Origin of the sequence: Exiguobacterium sp. J17977, assembly GCF_018616375.1 — a bacterium.
Classification (GTDB): Bacteria; Bacillota; Bacilli; order Exiguobacteriales; family Exiguobacteriaceae; genus Exiguobacterium; species Exiguobacterium mexicanum.
In genome coordinates this window covers 248,865-265,703 of sequence record NZ_JAEQBB010000002.1, presented here as the reverse complement: position 1 = coordinate 265,703, position 16,839 = coordinate 248,865, and the positions used below count along the sequence as shown (strand labels likewise).

The 16,839-nt window shown below is 53.3% G+C and carries 19 protein-coding genes and 1 pseudogene; 19 read left to right on the top strand and 1 reads right to left on the bottom strand.

The window, feature by feature from the left end; translation table 11 throughout:
• Positions 1–5: 5 nt before the first annotated feature.
• From KNO58_RS04870 to KNO58_RS04830, 9 genes and pseudogenes are all read left to right on the top strand, one after another.
• Positions 6–716 (top strand): 3D domain-containing protein, encoded by a 711-nt coding sequence (locus KNO58_RS04870; protein ID WP_251026082.1) that lies wholly within the window; start codon positions 6–8, stop codon positions 714–716.
• 161 nt (positions 717–877) lie between these two features.
• Positions 878–1,594, top strand: a pseudogene (locus tag KNO58_RS04865) (ABC transporter ATP-binding protein); the annotation flags it as partial.
• A 10-nt stretch (positions 1,595–1,604) separates the two neighbouring features.
• Positions 1,605–3,110, top strand: coding sequence for an ABC transporter permease/substrate-binding protein (locus KNO58_RS04860; RefSeq protein WP_214752147.1), 1,506 nt, complete (start codon positions 1,605–1,607; stop codon positions 3,108–3,110).
• Positions 3,107–3,985 carry a diacylglycerol/lipid kinase family protein gene (locus KNO58_RS04855; protein WP_214752146.1) on the top strand — a complete coding sequence of 293 codons (879 nt, stop codon included), beginning with the start codon at positions 3,107–3,109 and terminating at the stop codon, positions 3,983–3,985. The genes KNO58_RS04860 and KNO58_RS04855 overlap by 4 nt, the downstream gene beginning before the upstream one ends.
• 133 nt (positions 3,986–4,118) lie before the next feature.
• On the top strand, positions 4,119–5,471 hold the full coding sequence (locus KNO58_RS04850; protein WP_214752145.1) for a sodium-dependent transporter: 1,353 nt from the start codon (positions 4,119–4,121) through the stop codon (positions 5,469–5,471).
• A gap of 181 nt (positions 5,472–5,652) precedes the next feature.
• On the top strand, positions 5,653–6,369 hold the full coding sequence (locus KNO58_RS04845) for a 5-bromo-4-chloroindolyl phosphate hydrolysis family protein (RefSeq protein WP_214752144.1): 717 nt from the start codon (positions 5,653–5,655) through the stop codon (positions 6,367–6,369).
• Positions 6,353–7,582: a toxic anion resistance protein gene (locus KNO58_RS04840; RefSeq protein ID WP_021067252.1), complete on the top strand. Its 1,230-nt coding sequence runs from the start codon at positions 6,353–6,355 to the stop codon at positions 7,580–7,582. The genes KNO58_RS04845 and KNO58_RS04840 overlap by 17 nt, the downstream gene beginning before the upstream one ends.
• 52 nt (positions 7,583–7,634) lie before the next feature.
• On the top strand, positions 7,635–8,210 hold the full coding sequence (locus tag KNO58_RS04835; RefSeq protein ID WP_214752143.1) for a deoxycytidylate deaminase: 576 nt from the start codon (positions 7,635–7,637) through the stop codon (positions 8,208–8,210).
• A 201-nt stretch (positions 8,211–8,411) separates the two neighbouring features.
• Positions 8,412–8,768, top strand: a complete 357-nt coding sequence (locus tag KNO58_RS04830; RefSeq protein WP_214752142.1) for a hypothetical protein — start codon at positions 8,412–8,414, stop codon at positions 8,766–8,768.
• A gap of 162 nt (positions 8,769–8,930) precedes the next feature.
• Here the strand turns inward: KNO58_RS04830 and hisJ are convergent, their stop codons facing one another.
• Entirely contained in the window at positions 8,931–9,743 is an 813-nt protein-coding gene (gene hisJ, locus KNO58_RS04825; RefSeq protein ID WP_214752141.1) for a histidinol-phosphatase HisJ, read from the bottom strand.
• 109 nt (positions 9,744–9,852) lie between these two features.
• On the opposite strand from hisJ, the gene KNO58_RS04820 reads away from it, so the two are divergent.
• From KNO58_RS04820 to hisE, 10 genes are read left to right on the top strand one after another with little or no spacing between them, the layout of a single operon-like run.
• Positions 9,853–10,776 (top strand): ATP phosphoribosyltransferase regulatory subunit, encoded by a 924-nt coding sequence (locus KNO58_RS04820; RefSeq protein WP_214713734.1) that lies wholly within the window; start codon positions 9,853–9,855, stop codon positions 10,774–10,776.
• Positions 10,773–11,381: an ATP phosphoribosyltransferase gene (gene hisG / locus KNO58_RS04815; RefSeq protein ID WP_214752140.1), complete on the top strand. Its 609-nt coding sequence runs from the start codon at positions 10,773–10,775 to the stop codon at positions 11,379–11,381. Before KNO58_RS04820 ends, hisG begins: the two co-directional genes overlap by 4 nt.
• Entirely contained in the window at positions 11,378–12,595 is a 1,218-nt protein-coding gene (gene hisD / locus KNO58_RS04810; RefSeq protein ID WP_214752139.1) for a histidinol dehydrogenase, read from the top strand. The genes hisG and hisD overlap by 4 nt, the downstream gene beginning before the upstream one ends.
• Positions 12,592–13,605 (top strand): pyridoxal phosphate-dependent aminotransferase, encoded by a 1,014-nt coding sequence (locus KNO58_RS04805; RefSeq protein ID WP_214752138.1) that lies wholly within the window; start codon positions 12,592–12,594, stop codon positions 13,603–13,605. Before hisD ends, KNO58_RS04805 begins: the two co-directional genes overlap by 4 nt.
• Entirely contained in the window at positions 13,592–14,179 is a 588-nt protein-coding gene (gene hisB / locus KNO58_RS04800; RefSeq protein WP_214752137.1) for an imidazoleglycerol-phosphate dehydratase HisB, read from the top strand. Before KNO58_RS04805 ends, hisB begins: the two co-directional genes overlap by 14 nt.
• Positions 14,176–14,763: an imidazole glycerol phosphate synthase subunit HisH gene (gene hisH, locus KNO58_RS04795; protein WP_214752136.1), complete on the top strand. Its 588-nt coding sequence runs from the start codon at positions 14,176–14,178 to the stop codon at positions 14,761–14,763. The genes hisB and hisH overlap by 4 nt, the downstream gene beginning before the upstream one ends.
• Positions 14,741–15,454: a 1-(5-phosphoribosyl)-5-[(5-phosphoribosylamino)methylideneamino]imidazole-4-carboxamide isomerase gene (gene hisA / locus KNO58_RS04790; RefSeq protein ID WP_214752135.1), complete on the top strand. Its 714-nt coding sequence runs from the start codon at positions 14,741–14,743 to the stop codon at positions 15,452–15,454. Before hisH ends, hisA begins: the two co-directional genes overlap by 23 nt.
• Positions 15,447–16,214, top strand: a complete 768-nt coding sequence (gene hisF / locus KNO58_RS04785) for an imidazole glycerol phosphate synthase subunit HisF (RefSeq protein WP_214752134.1) — start codon at positions 15,447–15,449, stop codon at positions 16,212–16,214. Before hisA ends, hisF begins: the two co-directional genes overlap by 8 nt.
• Positions 16,163–16,495 (top strand): phosphoribosyl-AMP cyclohydrolase, encoded by a 333-nt coding sequence (gene hisI / locus KNO58_RS04780; protein ID WP_214752133.1) that lies wholly within the window; start codon positions 16,163–16,165, stop codon positions 16,493–16,495. Before hisF ends, hisI begins: the two co-directional genes overlap by 52 nt.
• Positions 16,492–16,800 carry a phosphoribosyl-ATP diphosphatase gene (hisE, locus tag KNO58_RS04775; RefSeq protein ID WP_214719725.1) on the top strand — a complete coding sequence of 103 codons (309 nt, stop codon included), beginning with the start codon at positions 16,492–16,494 and terminating at the stop codon, positions 16,798–16,800. Before hisI ends, hisE begins: the two co-directional genes overlap by 4 nt.
• The last annotated feature ends 39 nt before the right edge of the window (positions 16,801–16,839 follow it).

Sequence of the window (16,839 nt, the reverse complement as noted above, 5' to 3'; positions counted from 1 at the left end):
TACTTATGGCTGTTGGAACGTTCGCGTTTGCCGCGACGGCCGATGCCGCCCAAATCGGGATTGGGACGGAACAAAAAATTGTCCAAAACCCACTTGAATTGGAACGAAAAGCAATCGAGCAAGAACGTCAACAACAGATTGAACAAGAAAAACGACTAGCCGAACAGAAACGGATCGCTGAAGAAAAACGTGTCGCTGAAGCGAAACGGATTGCGGAAGAAAAACGAGCGGCCGAAGAGAAAGCTGAGCGTGAGCAGGCGGAACGTGAAGCCAAAGCAGAACGTTTGGCCGAAGAAAAACGTGTCGCTGCCGAGCAGGCACGACAAGAAGAAGCGAAACGCCAAGCTGTAGCTGCGAAAAAGCAGTCCGCGCCGACGGCAACCGCAACTCCGGTGTCAACAGCAGGACGCTCCATTCAAGCCGAATCGACGGCGTACACGAACGATGCAGCCGACAACGGCTCATATGGGGGGCGCGTCTTGACGGCGACCGGGCATGATGTCACGGATTCGATTTACTATAACGGCATGCGCATCATCGCCGTCGATCCAGCCGTCATCCCACTTGGAACGGTCGTTCAAATCGAAGGTGTCGGTCAAGCAATCGCCCTCGATACCGGTGGACGCATTAAAGGAAATATCGTCGACTTGCTCGTTGATACGAAAGACGAGGCTATCAACTGGGGTCGCCGTCACATCACAATTACACTTCCATAACACCAGGTTCTCCTTCAGGAGGACCTTTTTTTTGTGTCTTGTCTCATGATTCTGGTGGATGCAGGCACCAGATTAGCACGTCCAATTGTTTAACAAACGTTGGAAACGGGCAAACTAATATCTGACTTTCATGAAAAGTTACGAGCCGAGGAGGGGTAGAGTTGATAGAATTTCAAAATGTATCCAAGCGCTACGAAGACGGGACGCTAGCCGTCAGAGACTTGGATTTGACAGTACGTAAAGGAGAGATTTTTGTCTTAATCGGACCATCGGGGTGCGGGAAGACGACGACGATGAAGATGGTGAATCGACTGATTGACCATACAGATGGAAAAATCCTCATCGACGGGAAAGAGATTTATCAATTCGATATATACGAGTTGCGACGTAACATTGGCTATGTGCTTCAACAAATTGCCTTATTCCCTCATTTAACGGTCGAGGAAAATATTTCTGTTGTTCCCGAATTATTGAAATGGCCGAAACAGAAGACGAAGGACCGGGTGACTGAACTCATGAAGATTGCGGGGCTCGACCCGGTCTTGCGCGCGAAAAAGCCGACCGAACTATCCGGCGGCCAGCAACAACGCGTCGGCGTTCTCCGGGCGCTCGCAGCCGACCCGGAAGTCATCCTGATGGATGAACCGTTCTCGGCGCTCGACCCGATTAGCCGCGGTCAGCTTCAAGACGATATTAAACGCTTGAACGATGAGCTCGGGAAGACGATTCTGTTCGTGACCCATGACATGCAAGAAGCGATGAAGTTGGGTGACCGCATCGCGTTGATGCGTGATGGCGAATTGGTCGTCATCGGTACTCCGGATGAAATCAGAGCGAGTACGGACCCGTTCGTCCTCGACTTTACACAACGCGGAAGAGGTGAGGTAGATGCTTGAGACATTTCAAAACCGGCGCGGAGAACTCGTTGAGGCGCTGATTGAGCACTTGCAGCTCTCCGTCGTATCACTCTTGATTGCCGTCTTAATCGCCGTTCCGCTCGGGATTTGGTTGACACGCCGCAAGAAAGTGGCTGAGACCGCAATCGGCGTTACCGCCATCATTCAAACGATTCCTTCTTTGGCGCTCCTCGGTCTCATGATTCCGCTCGTCGGAATCGGTGCTTTACCGGCAACGATTGCCCTCGTGTTATATGCGTTGCTCCCGATATTACGAAATACATTCACCGGGCTGAACGAAGTCGACAAATCGCTCATCGAAGCGGCCCGTGCTTGTGGGATGAAACCGAACCAAAGCTTGATGAAAGTAGAGCTGCCGCTCGCACTGCCGGTCATCATGGCCGGGATTCGGACGGCGATGGTGCTGATTGTCGGAACGGCGACACTTGCCGCCCTCGTCGGTGCAGGTGGGCTCGGGACGTTAATCCTTCTCGGAATCAACCGGAACGACAACTATTTGATTCTCCTCGGGGCAATCCCGGCCGCCATCCTTGCCTTGTTGTTCGATTTCTTGCTCCGCCAAATGGAAGGTGCGACGGCGACACGCAACAAGACGAAATTGATAACCGTCTCGACCGTGTTGGCGCTCATCATCGCGGCCCCGCTCGCCTTCGGTCGGACACAGCAGACCGATCTCGTCATCGCAGGGAAACTCGGGCCTGAACCTGAGATTTTAATGAACATGTATAAGTTGTTGATTGAAGATCAGACCGATTTGTCCGTATCTGTCCGTCCGAACTTCGGAGAGACGACGTTCGTCTGGGGTGCACTGCAATCCGGAGATGTCGACATCTATCCAGAGTTCACGGGAACGGTGCTCGCAAGTCTCGTGAAAGAGACACCGAACTCGAACGACGCCCGCGAAGTGTATGAACAGGCTCGTGACGCACTCGCCGATGATGGCTATGCGTTGCTTGAACCGATGCAGTTCAACAACACCTACGCCATCGCGATTCCACGTGACTATGCCGAGCAAGAAGACATCACGGCCATCTCAGATTTACGAAACGTGCAATCAGATATTAAAGCCGGGTTCACGCTCGAGTTCACGGACCGTGAAGACGGATACCCGGGACTCCAACAAGCGTATGGCCTCGATTTCCCATCGGTCGTGTCGATGGAACAAAAGTTGCGCTATCGTGCCATCGCCCGCGGGGACGTCAATCTCGTCGACGCGTACGCGACCGACCCGGATATCGCGGAGAACGAATTGATAGTCCTCGAGGACGATCAACAGTTCTTCCCGCCTTATCAAGGAGCTCCGTTAGTGAAACAAGAGACGCTCGACGAACACCCGGAAATCGAGGACGCCCTCAATCAATTGGGCGGCCAAATCACAGACGAAGAGATGTCTGAATTGAACCGTCGCGTCGCGTACGGGAACGAGCGAGCGTACGATGTCGCGAAAGACTTCTTGGAGCAGGCGGGCTTATTATGAGAGCTTTGATTATCTCCAACCCGGCGTCAGGCGGAAATGAGACAATGCTCGGTGAGGTCGTCGGGACGATTGAATCGTTGTACGACGAGATTTTGATTCGGAAAACGCTCGCGCAAGGAGACGCCGGCCGCTTCGCCGAAGAGAGCGGTGCTTATGAGCACTTGATTGTCATCGGTGGGGATGGGACGCTCCATGAGGTCGTCAACGGCTTGATGAAGCTTCCTCGGGACGAACGGCCGACAATCGGTCTGATTCCGGCCGGCACGTGCAACGATTTCGCCCGTGCTCTCGCACTACCGGTCGAACCAATCGAGGCGGCCCGCTTGTTCAAGATGAGTTATGCCCAAGCGGTCGATGTGATGCGAGTGAACGAACGATATGGACTTAACTTTATCGGCGTCGGGCTGATTGCGGATGCCTCGAGACAAATCGACCCGCTCCAAAAAGAATCTCTCGGGTCGATCGGGTATTTCTTGGCGACGATTCGCCAATTTCGGGAAGCCGACCCGTTCGACATCCGCATCGAACACGGCGGGAAAATCGTCCACGATGGACCGGTCAGCTTCTTATATGTTGGGAACGGGGCTTATCTCGGGACGGTGCCGACGAAGCTCCCGACCCAGTCGTTCACGGACGGACTCGTCGAAGTCGTCCATAGTTCGGCCATCGGCTTCCCGATGATTCGTCAACTGTTGACCCAACAACTTGGACTCGAACAGTCGTCCCCGGAATGGGTGCATCTACAGATGTCGCAACTAAGCGTCCATTTAAGTGAATCTCAAATCATCGACGTCGATGGGGAGCACTTTGAGGCGGAGCGGTTGGACATCCATGTCTTGCCGAGCGAGATGTCATTTCTTGTCCCGTCACACTAAAAAACGATAAACATTGCCAACAGAGAAAAGAATTCAGACTTTTCTCTGTTTTTAGTTGTTCTCGTTTCTGAACCGTGTTAGTATTTCACTATTATTATGAAATAAGATATGAAAACAGGAAGTAGGGATGGTAATGGCGCAAAATTCGTTCGCCTCAAAAATTGGATTCATCTTAGCGGCCGCAGGGTCTGCGATTGGTCTCGGTGCAATCTGGAAATTTCCGTATGTCACCGGCACAAGTGGAGGCGGCGCCTTTTTGCTCATGTTTTTAGCGTTCACGCTCTTACTCGGGTTACCGTTATTGATCGGTGAATTCATCGTCGGACGCTCGACACAAAAGACGGCACTGCTCGCCTTCAAAAAATTAGGCCCCGGCCGTTGGACGGTCGTCGGTTACCTTGGTGTCATCGCATGTTTCTTATTGCTCTCATTCTACAGTGTCATCGGTGGTTGGGTCTTGATTTATGTCGGGCTCGGACTGAGCGGGACGTTGAACGGACGTTCGCCTGACGAATTCGGTGCCGTGTTCGGAGATGTCGTCTCATCACCAGGCATCGCCGTGTTCGGTCAGTTCTTGTTCTTATTGATCACGCTCTTGATTGTCCTAAAAGGCGTCGAGGCTGGCATCGAGCGCATGAGTAAGATTTTAATGCCGCTCTTGTTCGTCAGTTTCATCGTGCTCGTCATCCGTTCGTTGACGCTCGACGGGGCGATGGAAGGGGTTCGCTTCTTCTTACAACCGGACTTCTCGGCGTTGAGCGGAGAATCGGTCTTGTTCGCTCTCGGTCAAGCGTTCTTCTCGCTATCGCTCGGGGTTGCGGCTATGTTGACGTACGCGTCGTACATTCAGACGAAAGGGACGCTCAATCGTTCGGCGAACATGATTGTACTGTTGAACATTGCCGTGTCGCTCTTGGCAGGACTTGCGATTTTCCCGGCCGTCTTCGCTTCGGGTCTTGACCCGGCAGAAGGACCGGCACTTCTCTTCGTCGTCTTGCCGGCTGTCTTCAATCAAGTGCCGCTCGGTGGATTCTTCATGGTGTTGTTCTTCCTCTTGTTCACGTTCGCCTCAATCACATCGTCGATTGCGATGCTTGAAGTCGTCGTCGCGGGTGTGACGGATAAATTGAACGAGAAGAAACAGACGATGTCGAAGCGCAATGTGACGTTGATTTTGGCAGCGGCTGTCTTTGCGGTCGGGATTCCGTCGGCGCTCTCGTTCGGTGTCATGAGCGAGATGCAGTTCTTGAACGGTCGTACGTTCTTCGATTCGATGGATTACATCGTCAGTTACGTCTTGATGCCGGTCGGTGCACTCTTGACATCGATTTTCGTCGGCTATGTCGTCGATCAGCGCATTTTGAAAGAAGAAATTCAAACGTCAAACATTGGTGTGAAGTTGTATCCAATCTGGCACTTGTTGATTCGTTACGTCATCCCGGTGACCGTCGCGATCGTCATGGTATCGACGTGGATCACATTATAACGGAAGCAACCTCCTGATTCGTCGAATCAGGAGGCTTTTTTTACAGTCGTCTTTAGTACTTTTCGTTCTTGCGACCGAGAGAGTGAGTAGGAACGTTATGCTAAGCTTATAAAGATGACGAAACTTTTTTTGAAGGGTCACGTAAGGTACAATAGAAGTATCATGAGACGAGGTGAAACGGATGAAAACATGGATGAAATGGGCCCTGACCGGGGCGATCCTATATTTTGCCATAAGCGTTTTTGATTTCTCTTGGTTGTTTATCATCGTCGGGGCGCTCGTATTGAACGAAGTGTGGTCGAACAACAAACGCCGGAAACGGGCCCCGGCGCCCGTCGCCAAGCGGGCCAAAAAGAAACTGTTGCTTGATGAAGACGAACCGTTCGTCGGTTCACGCATCTTGAAACCGCTCGAAGAAGCGGCGCCGGTGCGTCAATTCGAAGCGACAGATGATTTAGAGCTTCAATTTTTACAGCGGACGATTGAACAAGGTTATGAGAAGTTACAACAGATTGACCGCGTCCTGCCTGAGATTAAAGACATCGAGGTGCGACGTGAGATGAAGGCGGTCTCGAAAGAAGCACACGAACTGTTCGCTGAGCTGTTCGAGAACCCTCAAGATGCCAAGCATGTCCGTGACTTGTTCACGTTCTACTTGGACTCACTCGTATCGGTCGTATTGAAATTCAAAGAACTAGAAGGAAAACGCGTCGTCATTCAAGAAGAGACACGTGAACAGTTGATGACCAATATGCGACTCATCGTCGACAAGTTCAAACAACAGCGCAGTCGTCTTCTCGAAGATGACGCGGTCGATTTTGAACGAGAGTTGATCATGATGGAGAGAGTGTTGGCCGATCAACCAGAAGGGAGAAAAAAGCATGACTTCATCGAATGAAACGAACTGGCAGTCATGGCCAGAAGAAGAACTTACTTCCCAAACGAAAACGAAGACGGAAACCGACGCGATTTCGGACCCGTCCGTGGACTGGTCAGCGATGACCGAGAAACATGAGGTGCCGGCCATTCAAGTGAATGCCGACGTCCCACAAGCGCACCGAGAACGGATTACGCGCATCGCGGAGTCGATCGATATTAAAAAGACGGATTCGGTTATGCTGTTCGGCTCGAATGTACAACGTGAACTATCACAATTCTCGGACCAAATCTTGACCGAGGTCCGGATGAAAGATGGCGGAGACGCCGGCAAACTATTGTCCGACTTGATGCAGAACGTGCGCAAGATGGACCCGGACATGTTGCAACCGGAGAAGAAGAGCTTCATGGACAACCTGCCGCTCATCGGTCGTGCCAAGAAGAAAGCCGAGAACTATAAGTTACAGTTCGAAAAGATGAGCGTCTATTTAGAAGAGGTCATCCATAATCTAGACCGAGCCAAATTCGGATTGATGAAGGATATCACGATGCTCGATCAAATGTACGATAAGAACAAACGCTACTTCGAGGAGCTTAACGTCTATATCGCCGCCGGGGAGACGAAACTCGATCACGTACGGAGCTATGAGATTGCCCCGCTTCGTCAAGAAGTCGAGATGTCGAAAGACCAGGTCAAACTGCAGCAGTTGAACGACATGATTCAACTGGCGGACCGGTTCGAGAAAAAGTTGCACGATTTGAAACTGAGCCGGACGATCAGCCTGCAAATGGCTCCACAAATCCGGGTCATCCAGCAGAACAACCAGATTCTAGCCGAGAAAATCGAGTCGGCGGTCGTCAATACGATTCCGCTATGGAAGAACCAAGTCGTGCTCGCCCTCAGCTTGACGCGACAAAAGACGGCGCTCCGGATGCAGCAAGACGTCACGAAGACGACGAACACGTTGCTCGAGCAGAACTCGAAGATGTTGAAAGACTCGTCCATCGAGATTGCCACAGAGAACGAGAAAGGTATCGTCTCGGTCGAGTCGCTCAAAGTGGCGCACGAGAACTTGCTCTCGACGCTCGATGAGACGCTTCGAATTCAACAAGAGGGACGTCAGAAGCGTCGTGAGGCGGAACGTGAACTCGATCGGATGGAGCACGAGTTGAAAGAAAAAGTCATCGAGATTGCCTCAAAAAACAAAGAGTTGCCAAAAGAGACTGGATATTGAACGGGGAAAGTCTGAGCACTCAGACTTTCCTTTTCTTCGAGGAGGATGAACAATGGATAAACAGCACCTATGGGACGAGACGTGGTTACAGTTTGCCGATATGATGGCGGTCCGTCACTCGAAATGTGCCTCTAAAAGTGTCGCTTGCGTCATCGTCAAAGACGAGAAACCAATCTCGATCGGTCTGAACGGCACGCCGCCGGGGCATACGAACTGCAACGAAATCTTCATAAAGCGAGACGACGGGTTTTATAAGCGGGCCGAGTACGTATCAGCGAACGCGGTCGACTTGCTCGAGACGCCGGTCCAAATCATCCATGATGGTGTGACCTATATCAAATGCTCAGACCCGTACGATCATCACAATTGGTCGAAGCAGCATGAGATACATGCCGAAATCAATGCAATCGGAAAGTTAGCTGCCGACTCGACGAACGCGTTCGGGGCGACGGCCTACGTGACCCATTCGCCATGCCACGCCTGCTCGCTTGCCTTGATTGCGTCTCGCGTCGCCCGTGTCGTCTATGCGGTCGGATATGAACACGGTGATGGCCTCGACTTGATGCGCGAGAGCGGGATTGACGTGGTACATATGCCACTTGAAAAAAGTTTTAAAAACACATTGTAAACGTTTACATTCGGTGTTATATTATTAATGTACTGCCAATGGTGTTTTACTCTTCCATTATTTGTCTCTCTTCGGAGGGACCTTTTTTGTATGTTCACATCTAGGTGAGATAAAAATTCCACATAATGTTCAATATTTCACAAACTTTCAGTGTGTTTCTCTCTTATAATGAAAGTAGATTAACGAGAGGGGAAATGTTACATGGAAAAACAAGTTTGTTTCACAGATGGTGCCTATGATGTGGAAGCGTTGATCACACTCGAAGAGGTGTGGGAAGATAAATTCGCAATTGGAACGCATAAAGAGTTGGCGGTCAAAGCATTAAAGATTAATGGCAACGATATTTCAGAAATGAAACATGTCCGCGCGTTGCTCCGTTACTACCCGACGCTCGGTGTATCGGGTATCTTGCTCGCGCTCGACGATGCGGCAGCCGAGATCGTTCGGATGTCGGGCGACAAGGATCCAGCCCTTCAATTCGTCGAACTCGTCGCGTTACAGATGGACGAAGCGGCTACGAATGAATTAAAAGATTTATACGCTGCAATGGCGGTCTAAATAGCAATGGATGACAATTCCGTCATCCTTTTTTCATTTTTAGGTTGCATTGCCGAATTAGTATGGTATTATTGTCAATAGATGAAGAAATGGAACGCCATATCGTTATCGACAACCAAAAATGGGGATCTAGATAGCTAGATCGCTGTGAAAAAGCCACGTTCATAGGAACGTGGCTTTTTTTTGTATGCTTTCGAATCCGGCACCCACATCTTTGGCAATATGGGCGTCCGAACCGAGCACGAACGGGATGCCGAGTCCGGTCGCCTCAGACGCGACCTCGATCGCATACGGCTGTCCGCATTCGGGTTTGCGGAGTCCGGCCGTATTCAAATCGAGCCCGAAACCGCGGGCGGCCACCGTCTGAAGCAGGCGCGACTGTTCGGCCTGGACGTTGGAGCGGTCCCATTCATAATTGGTCTGATATTTGATGGGTAAATCGATATGCCCGATCCGGTCCACTTTCAGACGCTCCCAAGGGAAGGCGAGTCCGGCAGCGAGCGCCGTATAGTATTGTTTCATCACGGCCTCGAACGAACCGACACGTTCGACGAGGACTTGAAACGTCTCGAGCGAGAAATCGACTGGCAGGAGCTCACCGTCGACGAGTAGAAAGTGTTGAGACAAGATTGTTTCATCTAGTACGTCGGCATACGGCTCGAGCAAAGCCAACGTCTCGGACTCACAACCAGGCAAATAGTCGATTTCTAGGCCAAGCCGTAAATCGAGCTCAGGATACGACCACTTCAGCTTCTGAATCGCTTCAATATAAAGCGGCAACGACTCGAGCGACATGGCTGAGTCTTTGTCGGGTGTCGGGTCGAGGAACCGGGCCGGGAGCGGAGCGTGTTCGGTGAACGTTAGCGTCTTGATTCCACGGGCTAACGCCTGCTCGACATACGCCTGGAGCGGGTCTGTCGAGCCATGTGGACAAAATGGGGTATGAAGGTGACCATCACGGGTAAAGTCAATCATCAGGCGACATTCCTTTCGAGTTCGCCGGTTGACAGCACCGGCTTGGTTTGATAAATTTAACACACTACTTTAGTTTGGTAAAGTGATAATAAGGTAAAGGGTGATATCGATGATTTGGTTTAATACAAAAGGATCCATCCCGGAAGGATGGCACGAATTGCAAGGGGAGGACGTTCTGCGTCCGAAGCAGTGGATGTTATCATTTCTAGAGCGAGCCGAATCAAACGGCTATAGCGTGATTGAACCGCCACTCGTAGAATATTATTCGCACTATCAAGACTTGGCCTTGTTCGATGAGTCGGCCTATTATCGTCTGTTCGGGAATGACGGCGAATTGCTCGTCATGCGCCCAGACTATACGTTACAAATCGCCCGGAAACTCGCGGACGGTCATGAGCCGATGCGTGTCGCGTACGCCGGTGCCGTGTACCGGCGTACCCCGAAGCACTCGGGACAGCCGCACGAACGTCAACAGCTCGGTCTCGAATGGATTGACGGGGACGCTCCAGATATGGAGTTGATCGCCTCGTTTCTCAGTATGACCGAGCGCGTCCTGCCGCAAGACGGACTCCGGATTCAAGTTGGATCGGCTGCCTTGGTCGCCGCAGTGGCGGACGAGGCCGGTATCCCAGAACGGACGTTACGCCAATATTTGGCGCTCCGTAACTTGGAATCGCTCCGAGAACTCGCCGATACGTATCAATACCCGTTAATCGCGAAATTACCGTTCCTGATTGGTGACTCGGCACTTGATGAGTTACGGGAAGTCGCTGAGCCAAGCTTGACGGCTGCAATCGAGGAAGTCGAGCGGGCGGTCGAACATTTACGGTCCATCGGTTTGAACGTCTCGTACGACTTTGGTCAGACCGGTGATTTTGATTACTATTCAGGATTGACGGTGACAGGCAGCATCGACGGACGGCGCGTCCTCTCGGGCGGTCGCTATGATTCACTATACGGACATTTCGGCCAATCGCGACGGGCGTTCGGCCTGTCCCTTGATTTAGAACAGTTAGGTGAGGTGATTTTATGAAAGTAGCGATTGCCAAAGGGCGCATTGAGAAAGCGGCCCGAGACTATTTCGAACAAGTCGGGCTTACCGTTTGGCCCGAAAAGCGTGGCCGCGAACTGACGGTCGAAGTCGACGGGCATGAGTTCATCTTCGTCAAAGGGGATGACGTCTACAAATACGTCATGCACGGCGCGGCAGATGTCGGTGTCGTCGGCGGAGACATCTTGCGCGAGAAGACACCGGGCGTGCTTGAAGTCGTCGACTTACCATTCGGCCGTTGCCGTATGGCGGTCTGCGGACCGAAAGAACGAAAGAACGGGACGAAAAAATTGAAAGTCGCGAGCAAATATCCGAATATCGCCATCTCTCACTTCGCCTCGAAGCGACAGAACGTCGAAGTGATCGCGTTGAACGGATCGGTCGAACTCGCACCACTCACGGGACTCGCCGATTGCATCGTCGACATCGTCGAGACGGGGGCGACGCTCCGCGCGAACGACCTTGAAGAATACGAGACGATTTTCACGGTGAACGCCAAGTTCATCACGAGTGAGGCGGCTCTCGCCAACAATCCCGATGAATTGAAGGCTTGGATTCGTCGCTTGAGCAAGGAGGAAGCGAAATGAGTACGGAAACGAACCGGACCCGGCGAGAAAGCTGGGCGGAAGCGGTCAAACCGATTCTCGAGGCCGTGGAGTCGAACGGGGACGAGGCGCTTCTCGCGTTCACGAAGAAATTTGACGGTGTCGATAAAATCGAAACGGTCGATTTGACGACGTTCACACCACCTGAAGCATATGCTGAACTGACCGAGGCGTTGACGCTCGCGGCCGAACGGATTCGCACGTTCCACGAGCGCCAGCTACGCCAAGACGACGTGTATGAAGACGAGATGTTCCGACTTGGACGACGTTTCATGCCGCTCGACTCGGTCGGTGTGTACGTGCCGGGCGGGACGGCCGTCTATCCGTCGAGCGTGTTGATGAACATCATTCCGGCGAAAGTGGCCGGCGTGAAACGGGTCGTCATGGTGACGCCGCCGAAACAAGATGGCATCGACTTATCGTTATTGATTGCAGCAAAAATCGCCGGGGCGGATGAATGCTATCTCGTCGGCGGCGCACAAGCCGTGGCCGCCTTGGCGTTCGGCACCGAGACGATTCAGCCGGTCGATAAAATCGTCGGGCCCGGGAACGCCTATGTCGCGACGGCAAAATCGCTCGTGTCCCACATCGTCGGCATCGATTCGGTCGCAGGACCGTCAGAGGTGCTTATCATCGCCGATGAGACGGCCAACCCGAGATGGATTGCCGCCGATTTGCTCGCTCAAGCCGAGCACGATATCGAAGCGACGGCACTCGCGCTCGTTCCGACAGAGGAGTTGGCTGAATCGATTCGACAAGAACTGGACCGACAGTTGGACGAACTGCCGCGCCGTGAGATCGCGACGGTGGCGATGAAGCGAGGGGGTGTCCTCGTGAAGACGAAGGCTGAGGCGATTCGTCATGCGAACGAGATGGCGGCCGAACACGTCCAACTCGCCGTCGCCGACCCGGAAGACTACATGCAAGCCATCCGCCACGGCGGATCGTTCTTCCTCGGTCATGAAGCGGCGGAGGCGTTTGGGGATTACATCGCTGGACCGAATCACGTCCTGCCGACGAGCGGAACGGCCCGCTTCTCGAGCGGACTCTCGGTCGATGATTTTTACCGGCGCCAGACGTTCCTACAAATGACGGAACTCGATGAACGCATCACACGTGCTGCGATTCGAATCGCGAAACAAGAACAACTTGACGGCCACGCCCGGGCGATGGCGGTCCGATTGGAGGACGTATGAGACTGAACTATGAATCGATTCCACGCTACGTCCCGCATGCGGTCAAAGGGCACGCGTTGAATCAAAATGAGAGCCAGTATGCGTTCCCTGAGCGCTTGAAGACGGCGATACGTGAGCTGCCGCTCGACTTGAGCCATTATCCGGTCGACGAGTTGACGGCGTTGAAACAAAGCTATGCGGCATATGCCGGTGTAAGCCCACAACAACTCATGGTCGGCAGTGGCAGCGATGAATTGCTCGCGATTCTCTGTCAGGCCATCCTCGATACCGAGGACGTCGTCGCCGCACCGATTCCCGACTTTTCGATGTACGGGATATATACGCACATCGCCCGTGGGAATTTCGTGCAGCCGGATGCGAACGGACTATCGTTCGAGGCGCTGATGGAGACGATTGAGGCGGAACGGCCGAAACTCGTACTCATCTCGAATCCGAACAATCCGACCGGAAAGATGTGGTCGCTCGATGATCTCGAAGCGATTGCCAGCCGAGTCCCGTATTTGGTCGTCGATGAGGCGTACATCGATTTCACGATGGAAGATTCATTCAAAGACCGCCTGGCGAAGCATGCGAACGTCATCATTCTCCGGACGCTGTCGAAAGCGTTCGGACTCGCGAATCTGCGCATCGGCTTCATGATTGCCGACGAGCGTTTAATCGAGAAGATTGACCGGTTCCGCTCTCCGTTCAATGTGAGCGGGTTGAGTGCGGCCGTGGCGACTGTCGTCTTGAACGACCCCGATTATATCGATGAGTCGATCAACTTCCATCAAACGCAGCGACAAAAGCTTGAGGCGTTGCTCGCACCGATCGGGAACGTCTTGCCGAGCCGTGCCAACTTCCTATACGTCGAGACACCGGACAGCGAAGCCTGGGCCGCCCGATTCCTTGAAAAAGACGTGCACGTTCGCGCGTTCGCAGACGGGATTCGTGTCAGTGCCGGTACGGACGAGGCGTACCGCTTGCTTCAACAAACGATAGAAGAGGTGACTTCACTTGAGAACAGCTGAGACGAAACGAGAGACGAAAGAGACGAACATCGAACTTAAACTCGATTTGAACGGGACGGGACAAAGTGACGTCAAGACAGGCGTCGGCTTCTTTGACCACATGCTGACCCTGTTCGCATTCCATAGCCAAATCGATTTGACGGCCCATGTCGAAGGGGACACGTGGGTCGACGCCCACCACACGGTCGAAGACGTCGGGATTGCCCTCGGCCAGATGATCAATCAAGCGCTCGGTGACAAAATCGGTATCCGCCGCTACGGCACGAGTTATTTGCCGATGGACGAGACGCTCGCGCGTGCGGTCGTCGACGTGTCGGGCCGACCGTTCCTCGTCTACCGGGCCGATATTAAAAATCCAAAACTCGGTGATTTTGATACCGAGCTCGCCGAAGAGTTTTTCCGGGCCGTGGCGATGAACGCTCGCTTGACACTGCATCTTGAAGTGCTATACGGGTCGAACTCGCACCATATGATTGAAGGACTGTTCAAAGCGTTCGGTCGCGCCCTCGCCGAAGCGATCGGGCAAGACGGATCGAATCGACTGCCTTCGACGAAAGGACTGATTGAAGGATGAAGGTCGCGGTCATCGATTATGGAATGGGCAACGTGTTCAACGTCGAACGGGCGCTCCAAGCCATCGGCTGTTATGTCACCATCACGAACGATCCTGTCGTCATCGAGGCGGCGGACGCCATCTTGCTGCCGGGCGTCGGGGCGTTCCCGCAGGCGATGCAATCGCTGAACGAGACGGGACTGATTCCGTTGTTGAAGCGCTCGGCACAGGAGAAGCCGTTCCTTGGCATTTGCCTTGGCATGCAACTGTTATTCGAGTCGAGCACGGAAGGGATCCCGACGGAAGGGCTTGGTTTGATTGAAGGCCGCGTTGAACGGATGCGTGCGAAACGTCTGCCGCACGTCGGCTGGAACTCGATTTTGCGAGACGAGGACGTCTATTTCGTTCACTCGTATCACGTCGTGACCGACCCGGTAAATGTAATCGCCTCTGCCGATTATATGGGTGAAGACGTGCCGGCCATCGTGCAAAAAGGACTCGTCACGGGAATGCAGTTCCATCCGGAGAAGAGCGGCGCGTTTGGACTCAGTTTATTGAAAGAATGGAAGGAGGCGGTCGAACGTGAGATTACTACCGGCCATTGATTTGATTGACGGAAAAATCGTCCGCTTGACAGAAGGGGATTTCAATACAGAAGAACAGTACGGGGACCCGTATGAGAAATTGAAGGAGTGGCAAGGGCGTGTCCCGATGCTCCACTTGATTGATCTCGAAGGGGCGAAAGCTGGCGAACCGAGACATCTCGATGTCGTCCGCTTCGCCAAAACGTGCGGTTTCTTCGTTCAGACCGGCGGCGGCATCCGTTCCGAGGAAGCGCTCGACGCGGTCATGGCGACCGGCGCGGACCGGGTCTTGCTCGGGACGAAAGCGTTCACGGACCCAGATTTCTTGGATCGGGCGCTCGCGAAGTACGGTGATCGCGTCGCCGTCGCCCTCGATGCCTATGACGGCATCGTCGCCGTCAACGGCTGGCAAGAAGCGACCGACTTGAAAGATATCGATGCCGCGAAAGGGCTCGTTGCCCGTGGCGTCAAGACGATTCTTTATACGGACATCGGATCGGACGGGAAGTTGAACGGACCGAACCTTGAACGGATGAAGGCGCTCCGTGAAGCCGTATCGGTCACGCTCATCGCCTCGGGCGGTGTGACGACCGAGGCTGACGTCGAAGCACTTCAAGCGGCCGGCATCGATGAGGCGGTCGTCGGGAAGGCACTACTCTCCGGCCAAGTCAGTCTCGATGACTTGATCGAGTGGGAGGCGCGCCATGCTTAAACGTCGGATTATCCCTTGTCTTGATGTGAAAGACGGCCGTGTCGTCAAAGGAATCGAGTTCGTGGCACTCCGCGATATCGGCGATCCGGTCGAGATTGCCAAATATTATGACGCCTCGGGTGCCGATGAACTTGTGTTTCTCGATATCACCGCGAGTACAGAGCGCCGTCAGACGATGCTCGACGTCGTCAGTGCCGTTGCGCGGAAAGTGTTCATCCCGCTCACGGTCGGCGGTGGCATCCGGTCGCTTGAAGACATCTCTTCACTGTTAAAGGCCGGAGCCGATAAAGTGTCCCTCAATACGCTCGCCGTCGAATCACCCGATTTGATTAAACAGGCCGCTGATCGGTTCGGGTCACAATGTATCGTCATCGCCATCGACGTCAAGTTTGAGGACGATGAATACTTCGTCTATACGTATGGTGGCAAACATCGGACCGAGTTGCGGGCCGTCGATTGGGCGAAGCAAGTGGCCGCTCTCGGAGCGGGTGAACTGCTCGTCACGTCGATGAACCAGGATGGGAGACAGAGCGGCTACGATTTGAGAATCCTTGATTTGCTCCGGGACGCCGTCGATATCCCGATTATCGCCTCTGGCGGTGCCGGGAACGCGAATCATGTCGTGGACGCGCTCGAGAAGGTCGATGCGGCGCTACTCGCCTCGATTTTGCATGACCGGAAAACGACAGTGGAAGAGGTGAAACACGTATGCAGCGAGCACAACTTGCCGATGCGGTTCGTTACGACACCAACGGATTGATTCCAGCCATCATCGTATCTACAGAGGATGGCGCCGTCCTCATGTTAGGCTACATGAACGATGAGGCGATTCAGAAGACGCTTGAGACGAACACGGTCACGTTCTGGTCACGTTCGAAAGGGCGACTCTGGATGAAAGGAGAGTCAAGCGGAAATACGCTTGAACTCGAGAGCATCCACGTCGATTGTGACCAAGACGCGCTGTTGGTCCGGGTCCGTGCCAACGGGCCGACGTGCCATACCGGAAATCGAAGCTGCTTTTTCACGGAGGTGGAAGGATGATTCACGAATTAGAGAAGTTGATTCAAGAACGACAGGCATCACCGAAAGAAGGATCATATACGTCTTATCTATTCGACCAAGGTGTCGATAAGATTGCCAAAAAGTTTGGAGAAGAGTCGTTTGAGGTCGTCATCGCGGCATTGAACGATGAAGATTTAGTCGAAGAGTCGGCCGATCTGTTGTACCATTTGCTCGTCTTGCTCGCCGCCAAAGGGGTATCGTTGCAGGACGTCGAGACGCTCCTCGCCAAACGACATGGGACGACGACTCCGGCGAAACCACGCCGTGACGTCACTGACTGGTAACATAAAAGGAACGAAGCCGTTTGTGGCCTCGTTCCTTTT